At 66.4% G+C, this 26,851-nt stretch carries 21 protein-coding genes; 10 read left to right on the top strand and 11 right to left on the bottom strand.

Going from position 1 to position 26,851, the window contains the following annotated elements; translation table 11 throughout:
• Positions 1-32: 32 nt before the first annotated feature.
• Positions 33-917 carry an NAD(P)-dependent oxidoreductase gene (locus ACFVYE_RS11925; RefSeq protein ID WP_383972870.1) on the bottom strand — a complete coding sequence of 295 codons (885 nt, stop codon included), beginning with the start codon at positions 915-917 and terminating at the stop codon, positions 33-35.
• A gap of 159 nt (positions 918-1,076) precedes the next feature.
• Here ACFVYE_RS11925 and ACFVYE_RS11920 point away from each other — a divergent pair, with 159 nt between their 5' ends.
• Together ACFVYE_RS11920 and ACFVYE_RS11915 are read left to right on the top strand one after the other, a co-directional pair.
• Positions 1,077-1,388 carry an NIPSNAP family protein gene (locus ACFVYE_RS11920; RefSeq protein WP_383972872.1) on the top strand — a complete coding sequence of 104 codons (312 nt, stop codon included), beginning with the start codon at positions 1,077-1,079 and terminating at the stop codon, positions 1,386-1,388.
• Positions 1,389-1,524: 136 nt separating this feature from the next.
• Complete coding sequence (locus tag ACFVYE_RS11915; protein ID WP_383972874.1) at positions 1,525-2,916, top strand: serine/threonine-protein kinase; 1,392 nt, start codon at positions 1,525-1,527, stop codon at positions 2,914-2,916.
• 493 nt (positions 2,917-3,409) lie between these two features.
• On the opposite strand, the gene ACFVYE_RS11910 is transcribed toward ACFVYE_RS11915, so the two are convergent.
• The 6 genes from ACFVYE_RS11910 to ACFVYE_RS11885 form a co-directional block, all read right to left on the bottom strand.
• On the bottom strand, positions 3,410-4,690 hold the full coding sequence (locus ACFVYE_RS11910) for a hypothetical protein (RefSeq protein WP_389605272.1): 1,281 nt from the start codon (positions 4,688-4,690) through the stop codon (positions 3,410-3,412).
• Positions 4,687-4,947 (bottom strand): hypothetical protein, encoded by a 261-nt coding sequence (locus tag ACFVYE_RS11905; protein ID WP_114246738.1) that lies wholly within the window; start codon positions 4,945-4,947, stop codon positions 4,687-4,689. The genes ACFVYE_RS11910 and ACFVYE_RS11905 overlap by 4 nt, the downstream gene beginning before the upstream one ends.
• Entirely contained in the window at positions 4,944-7,595 is a 2,652-nt protein-coding gene (locus ACFVYE_RS11900) for an SUMF1/EgtB/PvdO family nonheme iron enzyme (protein WP_389605269.1), read from the bottom strand. The genes ACFVYE_RS11905 and ACFVYE_RS11900 overlap by 4 nt, the downstream gene beginning before the upstream one ends.
• Positions 7,592-8,377, bottom strand: coding sequence for a class I SAM-dependent methyltransferase (locus ACFVYE_RS11895; RefSeq protein WP_389605267.1), 786 nt, complete (start codon positions 8,375-8,377; stop codon positions 7,592-7,594). Before ACFVYE_RS11895 ends, ACFVYE_RS11900 begins: the two co-directional genes overlap by 4 nt.
• 384 nt (positions 8,378-8,761) lie before the next feature.
• On the bottom strand, positions 8,762-8,992 hold the full coding sequence (locus ACFVYE_RS11890; protein ID WP_389605265.1) for a hypothetical protein: 231 nt from the start codon (positions 8,990-8,992) through the stop codon (positions 8,762-8,764).
• A gap of 94 nt (positions 8,993-9,086) precedes the next feature.
• Positions 9,087-10,319 (bottom strand): helix-turn-helix domain-containing protein, encoded by a 1,233-nt coding sequence (locus ACFVYE_RS11885; protein ID WP_389605263.1) that lies wholly within the window; start codon positions 10,317-10,319, stop codon positions 9,087-9,089.
• 535 nt (positions 10,320-10,854) lie between these two features.
• Between ACFVYE_RS11885 and ACFVYE_RS11880 the strand changes: the two genes are divergently transcribed.
• Positions 10,855-11,868 (top strand): MarR family transcriptional regulator, encoded by a 1,014-nt coding sequence (locus ACFVYE_RS11880; protein ID WP_389605261.1) that lies wholly within the window; start codon positions 10,855-10,857, stop codon positions 11,866-11,868.
• Between the two features lie 216 nt (positions 11,869-12,084).
• On the opposite strand, the gene ACFVYE_RS11875 is transcribed toward ACFVYE_RS11880, so the two are convergent.
• Positions 12,085-12,666 carry a hypothetical protein gene (locus ACFVYE_RS11875; RefSeq protein WP_389605259.1) on the bottom strand — a complete coding sequence of 194 codons (582 nt, stop codon included), beginning with the start codon at positions 12,664-12,666 and terminating at the stop codon, positions 12,085-12,087.
• A gap of 264 nt (positions 12,667-12,930) precedes the next feature.
• Positions 12,931-14,592, bottom strand: a complete 1,662-nt coding sequence (locus ACFVYE_RS11870) for a DUF6119 family protein (RefSeq protein WP_389605257.1) — start codon at positions 14,590-14,592, stop codon at positions 12,931-12,933.
• Positions 14,593-14,804: 212 nt separating this feature from the next.
• Between ACFVYE_RS11870 and ACFVYE_RS11865 the strand changes: the two genes are divergently transcribed.
• The 7 genes from ACFVYE_RS11865 to ACFVYE_RS11835 are packed head-to-tail and all read left to right on the top strand — an operon-like array spanning position 14,805 to position 25,856.
• Positions 14,805-16,466: an N-6 DNA methylase gene (locus ACFVYE_RS11865; RefSeq protein WP_389605255.1), complete on the top strand. Its 1,662-nt coding sequence runs from the start codon at positions 14,805-14,807 to the stop codon at positions 16,464-16,466.
• The gene (locus ACFVYE_RS11860; protein WP_389605253.1) at positions 16,463-18,526 is read left to right on the top strand and encodes an N-6 DNA methylase; all 2,064 of its coding nucleotides are present in this window, start codon (positions 16,463-16,465) and stop codon (positions 18,524-18,526) included. The genes ACFVYE_RS11865 and ACFVYE_RS11860 overlap by 4 nt, the downstream gene beginning before the upstream one ends.
• Positions 18,523-19,146 carry a restriction endonuclease subunit S gene (locus tag ACFVYE_RS11855; RefSeq protein WP_389605251.1) on the top strand — a complete coding sequence of 208 codons (624 nt, stop codon included), beginning with the start codon at positions 18,523-18,525 and terminating at the stop codon, positions 19,144-19,146. The genes ACFVYE_RS11860 and ACFVYE_RS11855 overlap by 4 nt, the downstream gene beginning before the upstream one ends.
• The gene (locus ACFVYE_RS11850) at positions 19,143-20,357 is read left to right on the top strand and encodes an AAA family ATPase (RefSeq protein ID WP_389605249.1); all 1,215 of its coding nucleotides are present in this window, start codon (positions 19,143-19,145) and stop codon (positions 20,355-20,357) included. The genes ACFVYE_RS11855 and ACFVYE_RS11850 overlap by 4 nt, the downstream gene beginning before the upstream one ends.
• Before the next feature lie 11 nt (positions 20,358-20,368).
• Positions 20,369-20,968 (top strand): DUF4276 family protein, encoded by a 600-nt coding sequence (locus ACFVYE_RS11845; RefSeq protein WP_389605247.1) that lies wholly within the window; start codon positions 20,369-20,371, stop codon positions 20,966-20,968.
• A gap of 5 nt (positions 20,969-20,973) precedes the next feature.
• Positions 20,974-24,165 carry a type I restriction endonuclease subunit R gene (locus ACFVYE_RS11840; protein WP_389605245.1) on the top strand — a complete coding sequence of 1,064 codons (3,192 nt, stop codon included), beginning with the start codon at positions 20,974-20,976 and terminating at the stop codon, positions 24,163-24,165.
• 47 nt (positions 24,166-24,212) lie between these two features.
• Complete coding sequence (locus tag ACFVYE_RS11835; RefSeq protein WP_389605243.1) at positions 24,213-25,856, top strand: protein kinase; 1,644 nt, start codon at positions 24,213-24,215, stop codon at positions 25,854-25,856.
• An 84-nt stretch (positions 25,857-25,940) separates the two neighbouring features.
• Here ACFVYE_RS11835 and trxA read toward each other — a convergent pair whose 3' ends face one another.
• Together trxA and ACFVYE_RS11825 are read right to left on the bottom strand one after the other, a co-directional pair.
• Positions 25,941-26,285 (bottom strand): thioredoxin, encoded by a 345-nt coding sequence (gene trxA / locus ACFVYE_RS11830; RefSeq protein WP_389605241.1) that lies wholly within the window; start codon positions 26,283-26,285, stop codon positions 25,941-25,943.
• 3 nt (positions 26,286-26,288) lie between these two features.
• Positions 26,289-26,693: a MerR family transcriptional regulator gene (locus ACFVYE_RS11825; protein WP_383972892.1), complete on the bottom strand. Its 405-nt coding sequence runs from the start codon at positions 26,691-26,693 to the stop codon at positions 26,289-26,291.
• Positions 26,694-26,851 lie beyond the last annotated feature (158 nt).

Genomic DNA, 26,851 nt, shown 5'->3' with positions numbered 1-26,851 from the left:
GCTCCGGGCCGCGGGCCCCGCACCATGCCCGCTCAGCCGCCGAGCGCCTCGACCGTGCTCGCCCACGAATCGGCGCCGTGCCCCTTGGCGATCGCACGGTCACAGACGGCCTTGATCGCCTCCAGCTGGGATGTGTCCAGCCCCCTGCTGCGGGACGCGTGCAGCAGGTGATCGACACTCGCGGTCATCATGGCGAGGTTGGCACCCGCGCCGTCGTACGCCTTCGCGTCGATGTCGGCCGCTGTCCCGGCCACGATGGGCGGCAGGATGTTCACGATGGTCCGCAGATACGGGGCGATGGCGGCAGCGGGAATGTTCTCGGCCGCGGCGAGGGCGAAGGAGTGGACCAGCCCCGCGATGCTGCCGTAGAAGAAGTCCAGCATCGCCATGTCGTACGCGGCCGCGAGGGCGTGATCCGGCCCCAGGAACGGGGCATTGGCGCCGAGCGCCTTGAGCACGGCCCCGTACCTGTCGTACGCGGACTGCGACCCGGCGTAGAAGATCAGCGCCTCCGGCCCGCCGATCACCTCGACCGGCACCATGATCGCGCCCGCCAGATACTCCAGCGAACGGTCCTCCGCCCAGGCCGCGGAGGTTCGGGCACGGTCCGGGGTGTCCGAGGTGAGGTCGACAAGGACGCGTCCGGCGAGCGCTTCCGTCAGCGGGTCCAGGATCTGCTGCGAGGCCTCGTGGTCGACGACGCAGACGACCACCAACTCACTTGCCCGTACGGCCTCTTCGGCCGATCCGGCCCGGACCGCTCCCCGGGCGACAAGCTCTTCCCCCTTGCCCGGGGAGCGGTTCCAGACGGTGGTGCGGTGGCCGGCTTCCAGGAGGGCGCCGGCGAGTGCCCGGCCCATGGCGCCGAGGCCGATGACGGTGACAGGTGTGGGCGAGCTGTTCGTATGCGTGGTCATACGCACCATGGTCATCGCGGCGGATGCACCCGCCAAGAACCCACTTATTTCTCGGATACCCACCAAAAGGAAAGCATCCAGGCCAGGCCGACCGAGGCTCGGGACTCGGGGCACATGGGCCGCCTTCGAGCCCGAACCGGAATGCAGCATTATGTGGGCGTGATCACCATTCATCTGAAATACGAGATCGACGCCGACAAGCTTGCGGACTTCGAGGAATACGGGCGCCGCTGGGTCGGGCTCGTCAACCGTTTCGGCGGGACGCACCACGGCTACTTCCTGCCGAGTGAGGGCGACAGCGACATCGCCTACGCCCTCTTCTCCTTTCCCAGCCTCGCCGCATACGAGCAGTACCGCACGGACAGCATGTCCGACCCGGAGTGCCAGGATGCCTTCGAACTGGCTCGCAGCACCCGCTGCATCAAGCGGTACGAGCGCCGCTTCCTGCGGCCGCTCGACGTCACGTCCTAGGCCAGGGGCCGGGCTTGGACGACTGCCCCGAACGCCAAGACATGGCCGTGTCGGGTGTCTAGCAACAGCTGCGTGTACAAGCGCGGGTGGTGTGTAATCACGGGACGTGCGCGGCGTTGGACGAGGGGAGATTTTGGTGGACGAGCTGCAACCCGCTGATCCGCGGCAGGTAGGGCGGTACCGGATCACCGGGCGGCTGGGCGCCGGGGGGATGGGCTGTGTCTACCTGGGGCATTCGCCTAGCGGGCGGCTGGTAGCGGTGAAGGTGGTGCGGACGGAACTTGCCCAGGACCCTGGCTTCCGCCGCAGGTTTGCCCGCGAGGTGTCGGCGGCCCGGAGGGTCACCGGCTTCTTCACAGCCGCCGTGGTCGACGCCGACCCCGACAGCTCGACCCCATGGCTCGCCACCGCCTACGTACCCGGCATGCCGCTGGACGAGGCCGTCGCAACGCACGGCCCCTGGCCGGTGGACTCGGTGCGGGCGCTGGGCGCGGGCCTGGCCGAGGCACTGGAAGCCATCCACGCGGCCGACCTGGTCCACCGGGATCTCAAGCCCTCGAACATCCTGATCGCGCCGGACGGCCCGCGGGTGGTCGACTTCGGAATCTCCTTAGCGGCCGAGGACACCGCGCTCACTCGCACCGGAATGATCGTGGGTACCCCCGGCTTCATGGCCCCCGAACAGCTCACCGGCAAGCCCGTCACGCCGGCCACCGACGTGTTCGCCCTCGGCGCAGTACTGACCTACGCAGCCACAGGCACAGGTCCCTTCGGCGCCGGCTCAGCACAGGCGCTCAACTTCCGTATCGCATACGAGGAACCGGACCTCGCCGAACTGCCGTCGTCGGGCCTGGAGATCATCACGCGCTGCCTGGCAAAGAACCCTGAACAACGCCCGACAGTGACCGCGCTCATCGAGGAACTCGCTCTGGTACCCACCGAGCACCACCCGCCTGCCGATGTCACCTCCCAGACTGCCACCTGGATACCCACCCCGGTCGCCCGGGCGCTCCCCATCACGGTCACCACCCCCGCCCCGATGGCCCCAACCAGCCAGCCGCAGCCCGCCCCCGCTCCGCCGCCCGTTACCGTGAAGGCCCCGGCTACTCCGGCCACACCGGCCGCGACTGCACTCCCCCCAGCACGCCCCCGCACCGCTCTCCCCTTCTGGATTGCCATCGCGGCCCTGGCACTCGCCATGGTCTTGCCCGCCATGAATGGAGAAGCCGCTCTGACCCACCTGGTCGATGGCTCCTGGCCATTCGCCTTGGCCGCTGCGCTCAGTGCCAGCACCTGCGCGACAGCGGTGTACATGTCGCGCCGCTCCCCCGCCGCTCCCGTGCCGCGCTGGCCCCGCCAGCTGCACACTGTCACCACCACCATCAGCACCGGGCTGATCGTATGGATGGTCACTATCCTGAACGCCGAGGGGCAGCTCGATATCCTCGGCCCCGGTGCGTATGTCTATATCTTCGGGTGCGCGGTGCTGATCTACAGCCTCTTCCGGTTCCCTGCACCGACAGAATGAGTTCTGGCTCAACTCCTGGGTTCTGCCGCTATTTCGAGACCACTGCGTGGCGCAGGGCGCATGACGACACCCACACCGATCGAGGGCTGGAGGTTGCTCTCGGGGCAGCTCTGGCGCCGACCGCACTCTCCGGTGTCCTGGCCGCCGCTTGGGACGCCTTCGACCTGGTCAAGCGTGTGGCCGACGCAGTCACATGGGACGGCGGCGGGGACGAGCTGGAGGCGATGATCGCCGCTCAGAGGGTGAGTTGTTCGCCGTCTTGGACGGTGATGAGCGGGAAGAGCGGGTTGTCTGGGGCGCGGTCCTTGAGTTGTCCGTGGATGCCCGCTGCACGTATGAGGGGGCGCGGAGAAGACGGCAAGCCCGGTGAGACGGTCCAGTCCCGGCCGGTTGCTGAATTCTGGCCGACTGCGCAAAGTGCCAGGACGGGCGGTGGCTACGTCCGGCTCCGTCGGTCGAACAATTGACCCGGAGCCGCCTGAAGAGCGCCCGCCTACAGCCTGCTGCCCCTGCGCAGCGAGGACAGAACCAGTCGCCCGTAAGGCGTCGCGAGCGCAGTTGCCGTTGCGGCGACAGAGAGCCCGAGAGCGACGAGCAGGTGCGAGAGCGACTCGTCGCCGATCACCTGGAGTATGCCGAGCGCGGTGCCGAGCGGCAGGCCCAGAATCGTGAGGATCCCCAGGGCGCCGCTGATCTGCTGGCTCTCCTGAGTCTGCACCAGCCGACTGTAGTCAGCGGCCTCGGCCAAGATTTCGCCGAAGCGGTCCGGTAGTCGGTGCTGCTGCTGGAAGGCGAGCAGCAGTTCGTTGGCCGGACCGTGGGCGGTCAGGTGCTGACGCCAGTAGGTACTGCGGAAGACCGCGATGTTCCGCTCCAGCGTTGCGACTCTTCGAGCCAGTTGCGTGGTGTCGAAGACGTCCGAGAGTTCGTCAGTCAACTCGTCGATGTGGTCGCGCTGGAGTGACCCGAGCAGCAGGGCGTCGAGGTAGACGGTGCGCGAGTGCAGCGCGCCGAACGCGTAGAAGTCACCGTCCCCCGCATCGGCACGGTGGCCGAGGAATGCGGCACCCTGCCGGAGCACCAGGGCGCTCCAGTCCGCCGAGATACGCACGGCGCCGCCAAGCTCTGCCGCGGCGGTCTCCGGGGCAAGCGGAAAGTCGGCCGGGTTCGAGCGTGACGCCAGCTGCCAAAGCCAGCGGTCGGCAGTGGCCGGCAGTGGTCCTTCGTGGCCTGCGCGCAGCGCTGGAGTGTGCTCGGCCCCGGGGGTCAGAAAGGCAATGGTGTAGGGGCGAGCTATGGCGAATGTGCCGGTACCGCTGGTGACTTCCGCGATACCTGCGAGAAGTTCGCCGGAATCCAGCGGGCCTGTGAGCGTCACGGCGTCGCCGTCGGTGATCATTCGTCCCGCTATCGCGCGCACCACAGGCAACAGCGGTCTGTACACCGTGAAGTGGAATACTGCGAGAGCGTGTTCTGGATTTCGGGCGGTGGCCGTACGGAGAAGCTCCATACCAATGAGGTGCAGGCCGTTATGAAAGACCGACGCCGACCGGTACCAGCGTCGGGGCCGGCCAGGCGCGCCGTAAAGGACTCTCGCGGAGGCCGGAGCGAAATAGGTTGCCCGCGTCGCAGTATCGGTGCGACGGCTGCCCAGCTCGAAGAGGAACGGCCCCTCGGCCCAGTCGGGAGTCTGCAGCAGACGCACCGAGACGACAACTGTCAGCTCCTGACGCACACCAGTGATGGTTTCGAGTGAGGGCGACACGGCGGTCATCCGTAGTACTCGGACGGATCGGGCTGATCGAGGCGGATGACGAACTCGGCCCGGTCGGGGCTCGCCGAGACATGGAAGCGGACACGCTCACCGGTGCGGATGGTGCGGAAGCCTTCAGTCACGATCTGCCGGTAGTCGAATCCGTAATACCGCTGGTCCTCGTCGTCACGGACGATGTACGAACCGAGCGTGCCGTTCACTCCCCCGCCACTCGAACGCCTGTCGACAATCGTGCCGTGACGCGGCTCGCCACTCATGCCACCGTCTCCTCGGTATCAGTGATGTCCTCCACGCAGCGGAAGCCAACCGCGTTGCTTCCCCCGCGTTTCCGGTAGAGGCCTTTACTGCTTGCCTGTACAGCACGCATCGGGTTGTCATAGCTGCCGCCGCAAATGACTGCCTCACCCGGATCACCGAGGCTGGTCGACGTCCATTCCCAGCAGTTGCCCACCATGTCGACGATGCCGAACGGAGAGCGGTTTCCGGGCCGTTCGTCGGAAGGCGTCACCCATGCCCGGCGGACGGCGTCGCCCGCGAAGTCCTCGTACCACGCCTGGTAGGTGACGACAGGGCGCCCGACCCATGAGTCCGCACAGTTGATCAGTCCGTCCCGGGGGTCGTCGCCCCAGGGGAACAGTCGGCCGTTCGTACCACGCGCAGCGGCTTCCCACTCCAGGGAGGTAGGCAGTCTCTTGCCCTCGAACCCGGCGAAGGCGTACGCGCTCCACCAGTTGACGCAGACGGCCGGGTACGAGTCGTAGCGCGCGTCGACGTAGTAGTCGGATTCGCGCAACCTGTCGGTCCACGGGTGGTGCGTAACGTTGGCCGGCTGATCGGGATGGTCCCAGCTCGAGGTGCCATCGCCGTTGAGTGCTTGGAGGAAGCGCCGGTAGCGCTGCACCGTCACGGCGTGGCGGTCGAATCGTACGGATCGCGGGACTCGACGGAGGAGTAGTCGTTCAGCCGGGCCGACCAGATACGTTCCTGCGGGCAGTACGCGGTCGTCGGTCGCGGGAGTGCTGGGAAGGCCGGCAAGGAAGGCGCGAACCTGCTCGGTGAGAAAGGCGCCGCCCGGCACGTCCACTGCCACATCCTGGTTTCCGGCCGCGGCCAGATATCGCGCCGCAAGCAGTTCCTGGTACGCGGTGTGCACGAAGGCAACCTGATCGGGCCCTGCCGGGCGCAGCAAGGGTGAGAGCACACAGGCGTCGAACTCAAGGCGTCCGTCGGTGAACGCGCCTGTCCCCAGCGCCCGGTGCAGGTCGAGGAGGGAGAACACCGTCTGGTCGGTGAGAAAGGCGTGCCCGAAGCAGTCGGGCAGACGTTGCTCGATGCCGGCCTGTCCGCGATCGGCCAGGGTCCGGGTGATGTGCGTTCCGAGGATGTCGGCGAGGGAACGCCCCGAAGACAGTCCGAGCGACGCGGTGAGCCTCTTCTCCAAGGGTGTTGCGTCAGGTTCGGCGAGGCGTACGAGGTGAAAGTGCGGGACCCTGGCCGGGTCGACTCCATTGGCATACATCTGCTCGACGAGCTGTTCGGAACGGCCTGCGCCGCTGTCCAGCAGCTGGCGGACCTGCGGCGAGTCGGCAAGGAAGGACACGCGCGAGCTCATGACCACGGCGGACTCCGCCGAGAGCACGGCCGCCAGATCCACGAACAGGCGCAGGAAACCGGCGGGGCTCGCCTCATCGACGCCCTCGTCGACGGCGTCGAGCACGCAGAGTGCAGTGCCTGAGCGGATCAAATAGAGAAAGAGGTCGTAGGCGCGGGAGCGGTCCGAAGCCATGGACGGTGCCAGGAGTCGCGCGGCGTACTCCGAGAAGGGTTCGTCCTTGGGCTTGAGTCCGAGGTCGAAGTAGAAGCGGAAACGGCGGGTGTCCGGGTTGACGGCCAGAGAGCGTAGAAGCGTGCTCTTACCGCTCCCGGGGCGACCGGTGACCAGTACGTTCGCGCTGCCCCGGCCAAGACGGGCGAGCAGCTCCGCAGCGTCCGCGGACTCCGTTTTCCGGGGCTCCCCGGTGTGCGGGTCGTTGGACAGCACGGCGGCGGTGATCGCCACGCGTGGCTCTGCGGGTGCGGCCATGGAGGAGACGGCGCCGAGGTGGGTTTCGAGGTTGACGAGAGTGTCGACGAAGCCGTCGTAGCGGACGATCCGGAAGTCCAGTCCAAGCATCTGCTGGAGCGCCCCGGATACCGCACTGTCGTTGTCGTCCTCCAAGACAACAAACCTGGTGAGCTTGGGCAATCGGGTGCGCAACAACTCACCGTCGCTGGAAGCGAGGACCGTGCTCAGATCGTCGGCGTCCCGGGAGAGCATGAGCTCCACGTACTCGAGCCGCATGCCCGATTCACGGCAGAACAGCTGGTAGACAGTGTCGGGGCTGAGAACGAAGCGTTTGGCCTGCCGATAGCCGAGGGTGACGTACAGACCTGCGAGGAACTCACAGCGGCGGGCCACCTCGGGAGCCAGGTCCGGCTCTCCCCCGAGAAGCGCGGCGCTCCCCGTGTTCGTGAACCAGACCAGCACATCGACGAGGCGGCGCACGGCCAGCAACCCGTCCTCGTCGCTGATGTCGTAGCCGTCGTGCGTGGAACGATTGCGAAGGCGGCGGATGTCGTCGAGAGCGTCCATCACGGTACTGCTGCGGATATGCGGACGGCAGCGCTTGACAAGGTCGTTCAGCGCCTTGGTCGAAGGGTCGCCTTCGATGTTGTGGTGGCGCCATAACTCCTTGAGCAGCTTCTCAGTCAGTTTGCCGACAAGCGCGACAGCGTTCTCGGGATAACCGTCGTCGAGGGAACGCAGAGGGCGTTCGAGGTCGAGCCCGAGGCGGTCCGCGATCCGTGCGTGATCGTCCAGTTCACCCCGGAGCCGACGCAGCCGCTCATCGACCACGGTACTCACTCGCCCTCACCTCGTTGATCCGGCAGTTCCCCGAAGACAAAAGCGAACCGGTCGGGAAACACAAGGACGGGCTCGGGGTGGGCAGCACGCATCTCCTCGATCCCCTTCTCGATCTCATGGTCGCTGAAGGTGGAGAGCAAGGACATGTAGCGAGCGCGCACCATGCCGAAGTACCTGTCCCGGTCGATGCGCAACTCATGCTCGACGTGGGAGAGACCTGCCTCCATCCCAGCCGCTGCCAAATGCTCCACGATGCCGAGCGGGTCGGGTTGCAGCTCCTCGAAGCGTCTGAGAGCACTATCGAACAATGGGTACTGGATCGTGGCCGGGAGCATGACCACGAGCAGGCGTCCACCGGCCGCCAGCCGCCCCGCCAGGCCGCGCAACGTCCGGGCCGGATCCGGGAGGTGGTGCACCGATTCCTTCAGCCACATCGCATCGAGCCGGCCACAAGGCAGGTCGACATTCCCATCGGCAATATCTTCAGCCGAGGCAAGAATCGGTGCCAGACCGGGTGGGGGCGGCATTTCGATCTGCCGAAGCATCGCCTCTGAGGGATCGGCGCAGAGAACGGGATGGCTCGGCCGGACGGATTTCGCCACTTGGCGCGCGAACAGCCCTGTGCCGCAACCGATGTCGGCGATACGGTCGTCAACAGTGAGCCTCAGCTTTTCAGCGATGCGGGCCGACATCCAGGGGATGTAGTCCGGCCCGTAGACCCAGTGCTCGTCGTACTCGGCTGCCAGCTCTTCATAGTGCCCTTGTACTTCGCGCCGCTCCACGATCCCCCTCGCGCGTCGCAGGTCTTGATGTGCTGGTCAACGGCAGGCTATCGCGCCGTACAGGACCGGCAACACCGTGTAATGCGCCGCTCTTCCACCGCCGGTTCGTCGACGTCCGGCGGCGCAGCAAGCAGGACAGTGATCCTCGTCAGGAGTTCATCCACGTTCGCCAGGGCCTGGTGATCAGTTCTCGGTACGTGTGATGGGAGGGGTTACGCCCCGAGTGCGAGAGAGCCCATCCCTGCGGGGCGTGCCAGTCCTCCGCTGTAGCCGAGGTCCCTCCGCAGACGACGCACAGCATGGCGTACGTCTGAGGTTCGGCATCCGATTCCTGGTTCGGCGCGAGGGTCCACTGGACGTGCCTCACGATGGCCCGGGGCCCGCTCATACTCCACGCCTGGATTCGGCGTTGAGGGCAGCGAGGCGAACAGTCAACTCCTGGCGCGAGGAGAGCACCTCGATGCCGTCCGGCTCGACTTCCCACGACAGTCCACCGCTGATCGGGCGGAGCTGGATGCGCCCGCCGATGGTGCCCATCACGACGCCGAAGCGGTCGGTCTTCGTGTCCTTGACTACCGCCCCGTAACGGGGGCCGGTCTGCTGGTTGCTCGCCATGCCGAAGACGCTATGCGGGCACAATGTGTCAAACCAGGCACGGTGCGTGGCACTCTTCCGGCCGCCGAAGAGGAGGCACCACGCTCCGTAGTTACTACCCGGCGATGCCCAGGTGAACTGCCATGTCACGCATGTCCGCGGTGAGGGTACGCTTCCGGCCTGACAGAACGTCACTCATGATGTAGCGAGCCATTTGCTGATGCCTGAGCCACTCGGGAGAAGCCCTCCTGATGGTGTTCAGCTCGTCCATGGCGTCCTGGTGGGAGCCGAGCATCGCGTGGGCCCTGGCGACGTCGAGACGGTGCCGGTCCCAGTTGTTCGCGCTCGGCCGGCCGAACTTCTTCAGCGCCTTACGACTCAGAGTTCCCTCGTCGGCCCGGCTGAGCACTCCGCGGGCGTCCCCGACGAGGGAGAGGTCCTCGATCGCCTTCATCTCGGCCGTGACGGGGCCGAAGGTGGTCCAGTGCTCCCGGAAGTCGATGTGCTCGACGCCCAGGGCCGAGGCCGCGGTCGTGGCCATGCGCCGGGCTTCCTTGGCAACTTCGGGACGGTTGTTCCGCATCGCCGCAGCGGCTACGCGCTGACACAGCTCTCCCCAGACGGCGAGCTGGCCGGGCGAGGCGTTGGACATGCGCGGCTCCACCTCGGCGGCCGTGACGGTGGCGAGATGCTCGGCTTCGTCGAACCTGTCCTGCCGCAGAAGGAGCCAGCCCATACCGACGACCCCGGTGGCCGCAAGGAGAGTCCGGCCGGTCTCCCTCGCATCCCTGATGCCGTGTGACAGTGCGTGGTAGGCCATGTCGTAGCGCCGAACCTGGGTGAGGTACTTGCCCGTCAGGAGGAAGGCACTGGCCCTGACCATGATGGCTCTCTGTCGCGGCTCCCCCGCGTCGCTGAGCACGACGGCGTCCTCGGCGGCGCGAAGGATGCCCGGCAGGAGCTTTGCGACAGAGTCGTAACGGTCGGCTTGGTACAGGGCGTGCGAGTCGTCGATGTCCCGCTGGATGGAAGCGAGGCCGACTGCACCTTCAGGTTCTACGAGGACCTCGGAGAGACCGACCGGCGGCATGAGCGCGCGGCGTAGTTCCATGAGGCGGACGCTGTCACCGTCTTCCCCACGCAACGGCTCGGGAGCCGCGGTCTCGAAGAGGCTGGACGTGGTGGTGCCAAGCGCCCTGGCGAGTATGTGAAGTGTCTCGACCCGCACACTTCCGCCTTGCTCGGCTTTTCGAACGACCCCCAGGGACAGGCCCGCCTGCTCAGCGAGCTGTTCTTGGCTCAGGCCGACACGGCGTCGAAAGCTGCGAATGTTCTCCGACAGCGGCATGGGATCACCTCCCTTTCAGGGTACGTCCGTTGAGATCGAGGAGAGAGCGCCGTCCCTCAGGCGTATGGCGAAGAAGACGGTCGGCAAGTCATTCCGACGGGGTGCCGTTTGAGGAATCGGCTCCGCAATTCACGGGCGAAGGTGGCACGCGGGTCCGTCGGTCGAGCAGCGCCACCTCGGACCTCGGAACCCGAGTTCCGGGCTTCGAGGGCCGGGGGTCGAGCTCCGGGACCGGCTGATCCACTCTTTCGTGGGTACGAGGAGGGGGTCGGTCCCGACGCTTGAGATTCGGGATCCGGGCGTCGGAATCCGGGCTCCGGGATTCGAGCGCTCTTGGTCAACCGGTGGGTGAAGGAAGGGGGTTGGGGAAACCTCCCCACCCTCCCTCCCCCGTCACGGCCAGCAAGTACGACTAATCCTGACCAGCTTGCGGCGCGCTGTCGCGGCTGCTTACGGTGCCCCCAACGAAACGACCCCGACGCGGTGTTAGCGCACCGGGCCGGGGTCTCACCCAAAGATCGAAACGAGCGATCTCGTGGCTACCGAGAACCTTAGCCCTGCCCTCTGCACGCCCGCATCCTCTCGCCCATACGCGAAGGCCAACCGCGGCTACGGCAAGCGATCCGCACCGGACCAACGCCCCCCGCGTGCCGATGACTTCATGCTGTTGCCCGAGCGTGAGCGCTACATCGCCGGGTACGTCGACCATCTGCCCGACGGTGCGGCCATGGACATCAAGTCGCTCGCCAAGAACATCCCCGCGTACGGGCAGATGGCCGTCGGCAGCGCCCTCAGGGCTCTGGGAGTGGCCGGTCACCTGCGGCACGCCCAATGCCGGGTCGAGCAGCGCGGCCAGGTCCGCTGGGTCACCCGCACCTTCTGGTCCCGCACCGCCCGGGACAATGAATGGTGGGGCGCCTTCCTGAACGCCGAGAACGACCGGGCCGCCCAAGAGGCAACCGCTCCCCGAGCCGGGTCGGAACCGCAGGCCCCGGCCCCTGTGACACCGTCCGAGCCCGCAGCGCAGCCCACCTCGCCCGGCCCCGTACCCGTCGTACCGCAGCAGCGGGCCCCCGAACCGGCCCCCGAGCACCCCTCGCCCGCGTACCTCGCCCTGGCCCAGCTGGGCCGAATCGAACCGCGCCTGGCCCTCTCCGTCACCGACTGCAGTGTCCTGGAGTCACTGGCCGCCCAGTGGTTCGACCGGGGCGTGGATGCCGACTACCTCATCCATGCCCTCGCCTCCGGCCTCCCCGCCCAGGTCAGCTCCCCCATCGGCTTCGTACGCCGCCGCCTCAACGACAAGATCCCACCCCACCTGCCCACCACCCCGACACCGGCCACGCCAGGTACTCCCGTCCGCCGCCTGATGGTGGAATGCACCGAATGCGGCGCACCCGGCCCATCCGAAGCACTCCCCGACGGCCTCTGCCTCCCCTGCCGCAAGCCCGACCCGGACGCCGCGGGCGAGCAGGCCACCGGAGCCGACGCCGAACGCAGCGTCCGCAGCCTCGTCGCCGAACTCCGGGGCATGCTCAAACACCCCTGACACTCCCGCGCACTGGCGAACACCCATGGCCCACCTGAAGAGCTGGCCGCTGCTCCGGAGGCTCCGCCGCGGCACGAATCGAAATTCCAACACCGTGAGGGCCAACCTCATCCTTCGCCACGCAGTAAGCGAGACGAAGAAGGCTCAGGCGTCGCCTCCAGCCGCCTGCACCATCGGCTAGCCCAACAGCGACGCGGCACATTGCTTATGACGTGACTACTTGTCCACTGACATCCAGATACGCAGCGCCCGCTGCGCTTCATCGCTCAAGAGAGCGAGCTTGGGGAACTCATCCTCGATGATCTCCCAGTCGCAGATGAGGGCGCCGTCGATGAGGGCATTCCACGCCTGCGTGAAGTGCTCGATGCAGTACTGGATATGCGCTTGGTAGGCGACGACATGGCGTACCTGACGTGCGAGTCGCTTGGATTCCATCGTGGCCTGCTCCGGTGGCATGAGCCGCACGAATGGCGAAGGGATCGGGCCGAAGGAATGATCTGGATCGAGTACACCCGTGCCGCGGTGATGCAGTTCCGTGGTGCGCAGGATCAGAGACTCGAAGTCTTCCTTCCTGGCAGCGTCCGCGAGCCGCACAAACTGCTTGACGATCCAATCGCAGTCGTGCGCGCGATCGATGCGCCCACTCCAAGGCGTCAACTCTGCTTGCAGCCCCCTGGCTTCGTCTCCGATTTCTCGAAGCTTGGCCTTCTGCCTGTGCCAGCTGGCGAGGAGCGAGTCGATACTCTCAAACTCATCGTCCTCTTCATCAAATGCCCCCTGCTCATAGCTCTCGGTCATGAATACGCCCCCTGTCGCGATCACCTGGATTCTGTGATCGTACGAGAGTCGGCATCTCGACGTGCAGGCGTTTGAACACGAACAGGGCCGCCTCGCGGGCGCCGACAACTCACTGGAGGCTGCACTTCATCACTGTCGCCCACGGCAGCAAGTACGACCGCCCGCCCCTGCAACGGGTTCACCTGGACATCGCTCACGTCACACCCTGCACTCCGACCGGGCCACCCGAGCGGAGCCGACGGAACCACGACGGAGCCGGGCACATCAGGCGTAGATGGGAACGACCTCGACCTTGGCCCCCATGCCCTGCAGTGCCAACGCCGTCTGCAGTAGGGAAACCTGGGAGAAGGCGAACAGCGAGTCTGCCGTGAGCGGGACGCCATACTTGAGGCGGATGGCGAGGACGACAGTCGGCGTGGCCAGGGTGTCCTCCGGGGGATCGTTCGGGCGCAGCTCGGCGACCCGGGCGAGGAACTTCTCCCTCACCTCGGCGTCATAGCGCAGCGCTTCGGTGGCCGTCCGCGCCTGGGCGAACAGGTGGCTCAGGCCGGAGCTTCCCTTGTCGGCCTTCTTTACCATGATGAGCTGGCCCTCGGGTCCGAGGACATCACAGATTTCGAGACCGCCGCCGCGGAAGGTCCCCGTATGGACGTTCTTCTTGTCGAAGAGGTCGTAGCCGGGCTGCTTGGCTGCTTCCTTGTTGAACCAGTCTTCGTCGGTCTTCTTACCCGCGGGCCACGTCGGAAGCACAACGCCGGACGGACGGCCCAGCAGTTCGGTGACATCGTCCCGCAGCGCCTGGACGAATTCAGCACCGATCTCGTACCAACTTCCCTGCCAGTAGAAGTGGTGCGCCGCGCCGCTCCGCACTTCGGCGGTGATCCAGCGGTGTCCCGGAATCGGCGGGCTGAGGGATTCCGTGCACTCCTCGTCGGCGAACAGCTGGACGCGAACGTCCTTGAGCGTGGACAGCCGACATCCGTCAGGGCGGTCGCGGACGAACTGCCGGATGTCATCGATGTCGAGGTCACCGACGTCGATCACGCGCGATCCACGCATGATGCGAATGGCGCGCGTCTCCGTCGCATGCGAGGCGCACTCGCCCGGGAAGTTGAGGGCGAGGCCCGGGGCATCCAGATCGCCGAGGTACTGGTCGAGCCGTTCGTTGAGCTCCCGTACGAGATCGGTCTTACCCCTGCGGCGCAATGAACGGACCTTGGCCAGAGACTCCAGTCCCGGCAGCGGTGCGGGCTGGGTACAGGCGTCCTCGATGACCCGCAGATCGTTCAGGAACTGCTGCGGGGAGCGGCCCAGCGGAAGGCTGATGGAGCTGTCGGTACAGCTGACGCCGAGGCTCCGCCGGCCTGCGGACGTATGAGTAAGAGGCAGGTCGATCGCCTTTCCGGTGATCTTGCTGACGATGGAGCCGATCCATTCAGTACCGAGGTCGCGCAGGTTTCCGCCCCGAGTGGTCGAGTTCTCGTTGGTGCGGCCGCGCGCGTCCATGAGGTGGCGCCGCACCAGGCTGATGCCGTCCTGGTCCAGGCAGCGGAGTGCGAACTGGAGCCCGAACCCGAGGTCCAGGCGGGCCGAGTCAATCATGTGGTGGCCCATGCCGTACGTGACGGCGTAGACGGCCCGCTCAGTGCGTACAAGCAGCAGGCCGGAAGAGGTGCGGCCCGCCACCTGCACATCGGCGCCCGTGAGCTCCGAAAGGACGTCACACCATTCGGCGCGGTCGCGTGCGATGGAGCCGGTCACGAGCAACCCAACCACACCCGCGTGGTCGACGGGCGTGGTGGTGAAACCTTCCCGGCCCCTGTACCGCTCTTCCACCAGCGTATGCAGGTCGAGGCCAGGGTCTGCGGGGGCGTTGAGCCGGTACAGGGAGGTCTTGCGAGTTGAAGCCTGCTTCTTGGGGGACACGGTTGCTCCTCGACATCGGTGGGGCGGCGGGTGGGCCGGGCGGACGCGTCGACATCCGGGCGCGCCGGGGCACCCCTCGCTCTCGTGAGGCACCTGCCACCAGGGAGGCGCAAGCTCACAGCGAAGCCAATTGGAGAGTGACAGGAAGTTGTTAGCACTGTCAACACGTTCACGCCTTGGCTGGTTGCGTCGGCGCGTGTACCCTCACCATCATGGAGGATGAGGAATCCGTTTCAGCAGCTTTCGTTACGGCGGCGCAGATCGCACGACTCGCCGGTGTCACCCGGGCCGCGGTCGCCAATTGGCGTCGGCGCCACGACAACTTCCCGGCTCCCGTCGGCGGGACAGCAGCGGGCCCGCTCTTCTCTCTCGAGGAGGTCGAGACCTGGCTGGCAGGACAGCGCAAGGGACGGGGGGTCTCGCCTGAGGTCGCCCTCTGGCAGGCGCTCCGCGCCGCCTACGGCGACGACATGACTACCGCTCTTGTCGATGTCGGCGGGTATCTGGTCCACGCGGAGGGCAACGCACTCCAGGACAGCCTCCGCGAAGTCGTCGACCAGCTGGCTGCCGAGCGAACCGCGCCCCAGCTCTTCGAGGATTTGATCAACCGCTTCATCGCCTCGGTCGGACGCAGTGGCGCACAAGCCGTCTCGTCCCCACGGCTCGTCCGCGCCTTCACGCACTTCGCAGGCCCGGTCAAGGGGCTCGTGTACGACCCGGCGTGCGGCGCCGGATCACTCCTGTTCGCGGTCGCCGGAGCGGAGAGTTCTTCCCGGGCGGGGCAGGAGATCAGTACTGGTCTGGTGCACCTGGCCCGGCTGAGGGCGCGCCTTGCCGGTGGCCATGAGACCCGGCTCGAAGCCGGCGACTCCCTCCGGGAGGACCAGCACCCCGGCCTACGTGCACAGCTCGTCGTCTGCGAACCACCTCTGGGCCAGACCGACTGGGGCCGGGAGGAGCTGTTGATCGACTCCCGCTGGGAGCTGGGGGCACCGCCTCGCGCCGAGGGGGACCTTGCCTGGCTTCAGCACTGCTACTCCCACACCGCGCCGGGCGGCCGTACCCTCATCGCCCTCACGCCCTCTGCCGCGTACCGCAGGAGCGGGCGCCGGATCCGTACGGAACTCGTACGTCGTGGCGCCCTCGCCTCGATTGTGGCCCTGCCTGCGGGGCTGGCGACCAGTCACAACCAGCCGCTCCTGCTGTGGGAGCTCCGCCGCCCCTCCACGACGGACGAAGCGGTCCGGTCCGTACGCATGGTCGACCTCACGGAGAACGATCCGGACGGCCCTCTGGAGCCGGCCGCCGGCCAGGTCACGCACGTGCCATTGATCGATCTCCTGCGCGAGGACGTGGACCTGAGTCCGTCCGCGTACGTGACCGCTGCCCAGCCCGACTATCCGGCCGAGTACCTAGCGCTGCGCGCAGAGCTTGAGCAACAGCTATGCGAACTCGCCGAGTTGCTGCCCAGCCTGCCCCCCGGCCCGGGGACCGGGTCGCTTGACGATTTCCCCGCAGTGGGCGTCGGCGATCTGATCCAGGCCGGGTTGGTACATACAGAGGAGAACGAGGCCGTCTCGACGAGCGATCAGCTCGACACGGACTATCTGCGCGGCTTCCTGCGCAGCGCGGGCAACACCCGCCGCAACACCTCGACAACAGGCACCCACCGGGCCGATCTGCGGGGCACCCATCTTCCGCAGATGGACATAGAGCAGCAACGCCGGTATGGGGCCGCGTTCCGGAACCTGGGCAAGTTCGAGCGAAGGCTCAAGGATGTTGCCAGGATGGGCGACCGGGCCGCCCACCTGGCCTACGACGGACTGACCAACGGCGCCCTGGCGCCGGACGTAACACGAGAAGGTGCCGAGTGAGCAACACCAATCAGGAACGTGCCGACTTCATCTGGTCGGTGGCCGATCTGCTGCGCGGCGACTACAAACGCTCGGAGTACGCCAAGGTCATTCTGCCGCTCACGGTGCTGCGCCGCTTCGACTGCGTGATGGAAGAGAACAACACCCGCCAGGCGGTACGGGACCGGAACACCTCGTACACCGGAGACCGCAAGGACGCGGTCCTTCTCGCCACCTCCGGTCTGCCCTTCTACAACACGTCGAAGCAGAGCTTCAAGACCATCGGCAGCGACGACAAGCGGGTCTACGAGAACCTCAAGGACTTCATCGGCGGCTTCTCCCCCGCGGTCACCGAGATCATCGACCGGTACGACTTCCACATTCAGCAGGATCGGCTCCAGGAAGCCGGGCTGCTGTATCAGGTGGTTCAGAAATTCGCGGGTATCGACCTGAGCCCCAAGAGGGTCAGCAACCACGACATGGGTTACGTCTTCGAAGAGCTGATCCGCAAGTTCGCGGACGCCTCGAACGAGACGGCCGGTGAGCACTTCACCCCGCGTGAAGTGGTCAAGCTAATGGTCGAGCTGCTGCTGGGCCCCGACGATGCGCTGATCCGCCGCCCCGGCCAGGTCATCGACATCCTGGACCCGGCCTGCGGCACGGGTGGCATGCTCGCCGCGGCTGAGGAACACATCAAGGACATCAAGCCGGGAGCCCGGGTCAATCTTTACGGGCAGGAGATCAACGCCGAGTCGTACGCGATTTGTCGCTCCGACATGCTCCTCAAAGGGCATACCGCGGACAACATCCGGCTCGGCAACACGTTCGTCCGCGACTGGCACGAAGACCGCCAGTTCAACTACATGCTGGCCAACCCGCCCTTCGGCGTGGAGTGGAAGAAGGCGGAAAAGGCCGTCAAGGACGAGCATGAGCGCGGCTTCAACGGAAGGTTCGGAGCGGGCCTGCCCCGCATCAACGACGGCTCCTTCCTCTTCCTCCAGCACATGCTCCACAAGATGGCCCCGCTGAAGAAGGACGAGAACGGGCAGGAGATCGGCGGGTCGCGCGTCGCCATCGTCTTCAACGGCTCCCCTCTCTTCACCGGAGGCGCCGGTTCCGGCGAGTCCGAAATCCGCCGCTGGATCCTGGAGCGCGACTACCTGGAGGCCATCGTCGGCCTGCCGGACCAGCTCTTCTACAACACCGGTATCTCCACGTACTTCTGGATCCTCAGCAACCGCAAGCCCAAGTATCGCGAGGGCAAGGTCGTGATGATCGACGCACGTGGTGAATGGGTGAAGCGGCGGAAGTCCCTTGGCGAGAAGCGCAAGGAGATCTCCGACGAGCAGATCGGCGGCATCAGCGCGATATACCGCGACGCCGAACAGATCGCGGCGGACCCGGCGCACCCGGACCACGCCAAGGTAAAGATCCTCCGCAACGAGGAGTACGGATACAAGCGCATCACCGTGGACCGGCCCCTGAAACTCCGCTTCGAGATCACCGAGGACACGCTGGCTGAGCTCGCCGCGTCCGCGTCGCTCCAGAAGGTGCTGGGCGACAAGTCGATGGAGGCGGAGGAAGTGGCTCGACGGCAGGCTGAGTTCGTGGCTGCGCTCAAGCCGCTGATCGGACAGGTGTGGTCGAAGAAGACCGACGCGTGGGATGCCCTGCATGCGGCTGTCAGGGCGGCCGGCCTGATCTGGCCGTCGGGCTCGGTGTTCCAAAAGACGCTGCGGGACGCGGTGGGTGTACGGGATCCGGAGGGCGAGGTCCAGTACGCGAAGGGCAAGCAGCCCGAGCATGATTCGGACCTCCGCGACGCGGAGAACGTGCCGATGGACCGGGACATCGACGAGTACGTGGCGGAGGAGGTCACGCCGCACGTCGAGGACGCGTGGGTCGCGGAGCTCAAGAACCCGAAGACGAAGCTGACCGAGCAGTACAAGGTGGGCTATGAGATTCCGTTCACGCGGCACTTTTACGTGTATGAGCCGCCGCGTCCGCTGGCGGAGATCGATGCGGAACTGAAGTCGCTTGAGGCGGAGATTCAGGCACTGCTGGGAGAGGTAACCAAATGAATGAATACGTCGCTCTGAAACGGATCGCACAAATCCGATACGGCTTGGGGCAACCGCCACCTCTTTCCGAAAATGGTATTCCGATTTTGCGGGCAACAAATATCAACAGGGGGAGGATCACTGAAGGCGGCCTCCTCCGCGCCAAACTCGAGGACCTTCCGCTTGAGAGGGCACCACTGCTCGACGAGGACGAGATCCTAGTTGTACGGAGTGGGGCTTACACAGGCGATTCCGCTCGAATTACCAGAGAGTGGGCAGGAAGCGCACCAGGATACGACCTTCGCGTAACACCTCAATCCGTTGATTCCCAGTACCTGGCACATGCCTTTTTGAGCACTGGATTCCAAGATCAGATCAATCTGGCGAGCTCTCGCGCAGCCCAGCCTCACTTGAACGCCGAGGAACTAGGCGAGGTGGAGTTGTGGGTTCCGTCAATTCAGGAACAACGCCGCATCGCCGCCTTTCTCGACGCCGAGACTGCTCGAATCGACCAGCTCAATTCGCTACAAAAGCAAGTGCTTGCCAAACTCGCCGAGCGCCGCCAGTCCCTGATCACCGCCGCCGTGACCGGCCAGATCGACGTGAGCACCGCCAGTGGGCGAGGCACCGATCCCTCATGACCGAAACCGGGAACCCCACCGTCCCCTTCATCACCCGCGTACGCATCGAGAACTACAAGTCCATCGCCCATTGCGACATCGAGCTCGGCCCCTTCACGGTCCTGCTCGGGCTGAACGCCGCGGGCAAATCGAACTTCCTCGACGCTCTGAGGTTCGTACGCGACGCCGTGAGCCGGGGCCTCCCCGAGGCAGTCGGCGAGCGCGGAGGTCTGCTGGACGTCCTGCGGCGGGTTCCGGAGGCCGCCGAGACCTGCACCATCGCCCTGGAGTTCCGCGTTCCGGAGCGCTCCGACGACACCGTCCTGGCGGGCCGCTACGACATCACTTTCGGATACGCCCCCAGCTCGGAGCAGGGGTATGTCGAAGCGTGGATCCAACGCGAGTACTGCGAGATCGGCCCGGTCGGCAGTCCTCCTGATGCCCGGTTCCAGGTGGAGAACGGAGCCGTCGAAGAGCCCGCAGCAGGGCGTACGGGAAGGGTGCGGCCAGGCGAGCTGTTCCTACCGCTCGTGAGTGCCGGCAGCGAGGCCTACGGGCGTCTGCGTGACGCCCTCTCGGGCATGTTCTTCTACGAGCCCGAGCTCTGCGCGCTCCGCGATGCCCGACCGGTTGTCCGGTCGGGCGTACTCGCCGAGGACGGTGGCCACCTCGGCAGCGTGCTGGGGCTTCTCGATCCTGTGATGCGCGAGCGTGTCGCCGCGTATGCGGGAGCGATCGTGCCGCAACTGACACACGTCGGCCCGTCCACTGAGGACGGCGACTACATCGCAGCCAAGATGACGCTCTCCGTCGGCCCCGATGCGCGGCCCATGGAATTCCGGGCGGAGTCCATGTCCGAGGGGACCATCCGAGCAATCGGCCTGCTGGCGGCGCTCTTCCAGCCGGGGGCTCGCGACGGACGGCTCCCGCTCGTGGCCGTGGAGGAACCGGAGCTCGCACTTCATCCCGGCGCTGCGGGGGCCCTGTTCGACGCACTCACCGAGGCAAGTCTGCATACCCAGATCCTCGCGACGAGCCAGAGTTCCGAGCTCTTCGATCGCAAGGAAGCAGACCTTGACGCCATTCGCGTGGTCGTCGTGCAGGACGGTGTCACGGCCGTGGGTCCTGTGGATGACGTCAGTCGGCGGATCGTCCGCAACGGCCTGGCCACGGTCGGCGACTTGTTGCGCTCCGATCAGATGGTTCCGCAGCCGCCACGAATGGAGAGCTGAACATGGGGCGGATGACCATCGCCTCCGTGGTGGAGGGCGAAGGAGAGCTGTCTGCGCTGCCGATTCTCCTGCGCAGGCTGACGCACGAAGCAGGGGTCTGGGATGCGAACATTCTCAAGCCCTATCGGGTGGGGCGTGGCCGCCTGATCAAGCAGGGTGGGCTCGAAGCGTCGGTCGATGCTCTGGCCGACCGCGTCCCGGCGGACGGCTCGGGCGGTGTCCTCATCGTGCTGGACGCGGACGACGACTGCCCGGCGGCCCTGGGGCCGTCGCTGCTGGAGCGGGCGACCGCTGCCCGCCCCGACCGGCGCACGGCTGTGGTTCTGGCGCAGCGCGAGTTCGAAGCGTGGTTCATCGCGGCCGCGCCCACGCTAGGCGGGTGTCGAGGCATGCCGCACGGACTCGAGGTGCCCACGGACTGCGAAACCTCTCGCGACTGCAAGGGGTGGCTCACCCATCATCGCGTGGACGGGCGGCCCTACAAGCCGGTCGTCGACCAGGCCTCGCTCGCGGAGATCTTCGACATCGCGATGGCGCGTGGCAACTCACCCTCATTCGACAAGTTCTGCCGTGACGTCCACTACCTCATGACCGGGAAGCGAGGGGCCTGACCTCCATGGCACGTAACGACACCGAGGAAGCCTTCGAGAACGCCGTGGAGGACGGGCTTCTGGCCCACGGCTGGCACAAGGGCCTGTCCAACACGTACAACCATGACATCGGCATCGACACCGCTGAACTCGCCACCTTCCTCGGCGCCTCGCAGAACAATGCCTGGCTGCGCCTGCGGGCCGAGTACGGCGAGAGCGAGACCGCGTCCATCCAGCGGTTCGCCAAGCGCGTGGCGGAGCAGATCGACAAGCGTGGCGTGCTCGACGTGCTCCGGCGCGGTGTGAACGACCGGAACGTGAAGATCCAGCTCGCCTATTTCCGGCCCGCCCATACGCTGGCCGCCGGGGCGCTGGATCAGTACAACGCCAACCGTCTCACTGTCGTCCGGCAGTTCCACTACTCCGCGAAAACTCCGGCCAAGTCCGTGGACTTGGCGCTCTTCGTCAACGGTATTCCCACCGCTTCAGTCGAGCTGAAGAGCCACTTCACCGAGCAGAACGTCGAACATGCCATCCGTCAGTACCGCAAGGACCGCGACCCCAAGGAGCTGTTCTTTGCCAAGCGCAGCCTCGTCCACTTCGCGGTGGACCCGCAGTTGGCATTTCTAACCACCCGCCTGGCCGGTCCGAAGACCCGGTTTCTGCCGTTCAACACCGGCACCGGGGGGCCCGGTGCAACCGGCGGTGCGGGCAACCCGTCGAAGGTGGCGGACGGGGCATACCCCGTCTCATACCTCTGGGAGCAGATCTGGGACCGCGACAACTGGCTAGAGCTCCTTGAGCGTTACCTGCATGTCGAGGACGAGCAGGCGAAGGCCGGCAAGTCGCCGTCGCACCGTCCCGGCAGCGCTCACACGCAGCCGCTGATCTTCCCGCGGTTCCATCAGTGGCACGCCGTGCGGGAGCTCACCGCGCACGCGGGACTGAACGGTGCCGGGGAGAACTATCTCGTCCAGCATTCGGCCGGCTCCGGAAAGTCCAACACCATCGCCTGGCTCGCGCACCGCCTGTCCTCCCTGCACACCCCGGAGAACCCGGCCCAACTCGGGGAGGCCGCGCGCGACAAGGGGATGGAACCGAACCAACCGGTCTTCGACAAGGTCATCGTGATCACCGACCGTCGGGTGCTGGACAAGCAACTCCAGGACACCATCTATCAGTTCACGCACACCCCCGGTGTCGTCGTCCGGATCGACGAGGACTCCGCACAGCTCGCCGAGGCGCTGACCGGCGCCACCGCGCGCATCGTGATCACCACGCTGCAGAAGTTCCCGTTCATCCTGAAAAAGGTCGGCGGACTCGGCAAGCTCCGCTACGCGGTGATCATCGACGAGGCGCATTCCTCCCAAGGAGGAGACGGTTCGGCCGCGCTCAAGAAGGCGCTCGGCGTCAAGGCTGTGGACGCGGACGGCGATCCCCTGACCGCCGAGGCGCTCGCCCGTGGCAAGCAGCCGAACATGTCCTTCTTCGCGTTCACCGCCACGCCCAAGTCCAAGACTCTGCAGCTCTTCGGCACGCCGGATCCGTCCACCGGTCAGCCGGGCCCGTTCCACGTGTACTCCATGCGCCAGGCCATCGACGAGGGCTTCATCCTCGATGTGCTGGGCACGTACACCACCTGGGGCACCTACTTCAAACTACAGAACGATGCGGCCGAGCAGGTCGAGCAGCAGGTCGACCCACGTAAGGCGCGCTCCAAACTGGTACGGGCCGCGCTGCTGTCCGAGGCTTCGATGGCCCAGCGGGCAAAGATCATGGTGGACCATTTCCGCTCACACAGCGCCGACAAGCTGGGCGGACGGGCCAAGGCCATGGCCGTTACCCCCAGCCGCGAGCATGCGGTCCGGCTGTACCAGGAGATCCGCAAGTACGTGGACGAACGCGGCGCCACGGACTGTGCTGCCCTGGTCGCATTCTCCGGCGCGCTCACACTCGACGGCGTCGAGTACACCGAGTCGAAGCTCAACGGATTCCCCGAGAAGGAACTGCCGGGCCGCTTCGCATACGTACGCGTCGACGATCCGAATCCGCCGTCCGTGCCCAAGCCCGAGTACCGCATCCTCGTCGTCGCGGAAAAGTACCAGACGGGCTTCGACCAACCGCTCCTGACAACGATGTACGTGGACAAACCGCTCGCCAATGTGGCCGCCGTTCAGACGCTCTCGCGCCTCAACCGTACGCATCCGGAGAAGTCCCAGGAAGATCTGTTCGTTCTGGACTTCGCCAACAAGCCCGAAGTGATACTCGATGCGTTCCAGAAGTACTACGAGGCGTCGCTGACCGAAGAGATCGAGCCCAACCTGCTGTTCGACCGGCAGGACGAGGTCATGGCGTACCAGCTGCTAGTGGAAGCCGATATGGAAGCGCTCGTCAAGGCGTACTTCGGCGCATTCGACGAGGGCCGGGCCTCCGAGGACCGCGTGAAGAAGGCCCACGCCCGGCTCTACCAGTACACGGCCCCGGCGGTGGACCGCTTCAACATGCTCGCGGCGAACGAGCCGGACAAGGCGGAGGAGTTCCGCCGGGCCCTGGAGTCGTACGTCAAGGCGTACGGCTGGCTCTCGCATGTCATCGGCTTCGAGAACCGTGAGCTCGAACGGCTCTTCCAGTACGGCCGGTTCCTGCTGCGTCGGCTGCCGCGCCCGGACGGCACCGCAGCCGCCGATATAGGCGAGACCGTGCCGAGCCATATGCGGGTCAAGCAGACCGGCACGCCCGAGCTGAAGCTGGATGCCGTCGGCGCGCAGGTGTTGCCGGGGCTTCCGGAGGCGGCCGGTGCGGCCGTCGAGATCGAGGAGAAGTCACTCGCGGAGGTCATCCAGTCCATCAACGACGAGTTGGGAGCGGAGCTGTCCACCACGGACCAGATCCTGCTCGGCCAGTTGGTGGTCTCGATCGCCGAGAACCCGGACATGCAGGAGATCGGCCTCCACCAGGACGAGGAGACGTACGGTCGGGAACTAGCCAAGGAGATGGATGACTTTGTCATCAAGCAGGCGCAGTCGAACGATGCCCTGATGGTGCGGTACTTCGACGAGGACCCGGTGAACCGTCTGTTCAGGCGGGTCGCAACTGCCCAGTCCTACAACCTGATCCGTCGGCCGGCACGACGTGAGGCGGACCGGCTGGCCACTGCCGAGCGGGCGGCGGAACTGAAGAAGAGCGGAACCCGGCGAACGGAACCCTTTACGCCGTAACCTGCACGGACGGCCAGCACAATCATCACAAGGGAGAGGCGTGCCACATGGGGGACTCGGCACCGGGGCAGGGCGCGGCAGAACAGGGGAGGGCGCTTGCGGGACGGTACCGCCTGCACGCCCCCATCGGTTCCGGTGGCATGGGTGAGGTGTGGCACGCCTACGACGAGAGTCTTGACCGCCGCGTCGCGGTCAAGATGATGCTTGCCGAGCAGCCCTCCCCGTACGCCGTCGCAATCCAGAACGCGGCCCACCATGAGGCGCTGGAGACCCGACGTCAGCGTTTCCTCCGTGAGGTACGCACGACCGCCGGGCTCCACGAGCACCCCGGTCTCCCGGCGGTCTACGACACAGGGGTCGACGAGGGCACCGGGCGGCTGTATGTGGTGATGCAGTTACTGAAGGGGCGTGAGGTACAGACCCTCATCGACGAGACGGATTACGACTACGAACCACTGCCGTTGGCCTGGGCTGCCGCCATCGGCGCACAGATCGCCTCCGCGCTGGACGAGGTCCACCACCACGATGTCGTACACCGCGACATCAAACCGGCGAACCTCATGCTCACGCCGGGCGGGGTGGTGAAGGTCCTCGACTTCGGTGTCGCAGCGCTCCTCGGTTCTGGGGCCAACCCCCATCTGACGCAGGAGGGCATGACCGTCGGCACGCCGGCCTTCATGTCTCCGGAGCAGAGCCTGGCCAATGCGGTCGGCCCGGCGGCGGACATCTATGCGCTCGCCTGTGTGCTGCACCAACTGCTCACCGGCCGTACCCCTTTCACCGCAACCGGCGACCAGTCCCTCACCTGGCACCATGTGCACACGCCGCCCCCGCCGATCAGGGGGATTCGATCCGATGTGCCTGCGGACATCGAGCAGCTTCTGCTCCGCATGCTGCACAAGGACTCCGAGCAACGCGTGCCGGCGGCGGCTGTCTACGAAGCGTTACTGCCCCTGGCAGGCCGTGGTGCCCCGTTCGGAACCCCGCGTCTGCTGACGGCTGACGGTCTGGAACTCGATCCATGCACGCCTTTCACCCGGCCGTTCGGCGGATCGGTACGCCGCAATACCGGCGGAGGCCAGGCCTATGTGCCGACGGTGCTCGATGTTCCTGCGGAGGCAGGCCCCGCCTCCTCGCCGCTGACCGACGCGGAGGCCGACGAGGCGGCAGGGCGTGCGGAGGAGTTGGCCCTGAAGAAGCAGTTCACGCAGGCCGCAGATGTCCTGGTCGCCGCCTCGGCCAGGGCCACGGACGGCAGGCTGGCGGAGTACCTGAATCTCTCCCTCGCGCACGTGAAGTTCCTCGCGGGAGCACACCGGGAAGCTCTCAGGCTCTTCGAACAGACTGCGGAAGAAATCGGCCGCCGATTCGGCAATGACGACGCAGAAGCACAGCAGTGCCGCTTTTTCGCGGCCCAGTGCCGCATGGAACTCGGAGAGACCACCGCCGCCGTCGCTGCTTTCGGCGCCTACGTCCAGCAGGCCCCGGACAAGCACGACGAGATGGCCGTCGACCGCTATCTGGAAGCGCTCGCGCACATCATGCGTCTGGAGGCCGGATCGGAGCGCTTCTCGCGGGCGCGCACCGCCGCGATCAGGCTCCGGGACGCGACCAGCCAGTATCGCGGACCGGACGCGCCCGGACTCACCGAGATCGACGGTTTCATCGAGCGCCTGGAACGGTTCGAGTAAGCGCGGGCCGTAGCGGCCTCCCGAGGGCGGCCTCTACGGTTGCGCGCTGTTCTTCCCTGTCCGGACGTACGCCCCGGCCCGTTCTCACACCGTCTCGAACACGTCCTCCAGCTCCTGGAGCAGCCTGCGCTTGGGGCGGGCGCCCACCATCGACTTCACCGGTTCGCCGGAGCGGAACACCATCAGGGTCGGCGTCGCCAGCACCGCGTACCGGCTCGCGATCCCCGGGTTGTGGTCGACGTCGATCTGGACGATCTTGATGCGCTCGGCCTCCTCGGCGGCGACGGCGCTGAGCACGGGGGCGAGCTGGCGGCACGGGCCGCACCAGTCGGCGGTGAACTCGACCAGTACGGGAAGGTCGGCCGCCAGCACCTCCCCGTCGAAGGTGGTGTCGGTGACCTCGGCCACGCCCTCTGCTGCATGAATCATCTGTCATCCTCCCAGTTCACAACGTGGTTCCGGACCGCCGGGAAACTCCGCCGCGGCCTCCAGCTCGGCCTTCGCAAGCTGTGCGCCCACCTGGGCGCGTACCGCCTGGAGTTGCTCGATGAGCGAGTCGAGCTCGCCGAGCTTGCGCCGGTAGACGGCGAGCGAGGCGGGGCAGGCGTCACCGGCCGGGTGGCCGGCGCGCAGGCACTCGACGAACGGCCGGGTCTCCTCCAGTTCGAAGCCGAAGTCCTGGAGGGTCCTGATCTGCTGGACCAGACGCAGATCGTCCTCGTCGTACGCCCGGTACCCGTTTCCGGCCCGCCGCGCAGGCAGCAGTCCGCGTGACTCGTAGTACCGCAGAGTCCGCGTGGTCGTCCCGGCCCGCTCGGCCAGCTCCCCGATTCGCATGTCTTCGACGGTAGACCTTTACGCGGACGTCAAGGCAAGCACGAAGGGGCGTCGCCCGGGGGACCCCGCCGGGCCGGGCCGAGGGGGGGGGTGTGGGCGGCGCGCGCCTGGCCCCCGCCGGGTGCTATGTCGCGGCCCCCGCGGAGGGGCAACAAGGT

Origin of the sequence: Streptomyces sp. NPDC058239, assembly GCF_042882185.1 — a bacterium.
GTDB lineage: Bacteria > Actinomycetota > Actinomycetes > Streptomycetales > Streptomycetaceae > Streptomyces.
This window is presented reverse-complemented; position numbering and strand designations above follow the sequence as displayed.

Coding starts and splice junctions, on each gene's coding strand:
- ACFVYE_RS11925 (WP_383972870.1), bottom strand. CDS start 917: ATGACCACGCATACGAACAGCTCGCCCACACCTGTCACCGTCATCGGC.
- ACFVYE_RS11910 (WP_389605272.1), bottom strand. CDS start 4,690: ATGACCGCCGTGTCGCCCTCACTCGAAACCATCACTGGTGTGCGTCAG.
- ACFVYE_RS11905 (WP_114246738.1), bottom strand. CDS start 4,947: ATGAGTGGCGAGCCGCGTCACGGCACGATTGTCGACAGGCGTTCGAGT.
- ACFVYE_RS11890 (WP_389605265.1), bottom strand. CDS start 8,992: ATGGCGAGCAACCAGCAGACCGGCCCCCGTTACGGGGCGGTAGTCAAG.
- ACFVYE_RS11885 (WP_389605263.1), bottom strand. CDS start 10,319: ATGCCGCTGTCGGAGAACATTCGCAGCTTTCGACGCCGTGTCGGCCTG.
- ACFVYE_RS11875 (WP_389605259.1), bottom strand. CDS start 12,666: ATGACCGAGAGCTATGAGCAGGGGGCATTTGATGAAGAGGACGATGAG.
- ACFVYE_RS11865 (WP_389605255.1), top strand. CDS start 14,805: ATGGAGGATGAGGAATCCGTTTCAGCAGCTTTCGTTACGGCGGCGCAG.
- ACFVYE_RS11855 (WP_389605251.1), top strand. CDS start 18,523: ATGAATGAATACGTCGCTCTGAAACGGATCGCACAAATCCGATACGGC.
- ACFVYE_RS11850 (WP_389605249.1), top strand. CDS start 19,143: ATGACCGAAACCGGGAACCCCACCGTCCCCTTCATCACCCGCGTACGC.
- ACFVYE_RS11845 (WP_389605247.1), top strand. CDS start 20,369: ATGACCATCGCCTCCGTGGTGGAGGGCGAAGGAGAGCTGTCTGCGCTG.
- ACFVYE_RS11840 (WP_389605245.1), top strand. CDS start 20,974: ATGGCACGTAACGACACCGAGGAAGCCTTCGAGAACGCCGTGGAGGAC.
- ACFVYE_RS11835 (WP_389605243.1), top strand. CDS start 24,213: ATGGGGGACTCGGCACCGGGGCAGGGCGCGGCAGAACAGGGGAGGGCG.
- trxA (WP_389605241.1), bottom strand. CDS start 26,285: ATGATTCATGCAGCAGAGGGCGTGGCCGAGGTCACCGACACCACCTTC.
- ACFVYE_RS11825 (WP_383972892.1), bottom strand. CDS start 26,693: ATGCGAATCGGGGAGCTGGCCGAGCGGGCCGGGACGACCACGCGGACT.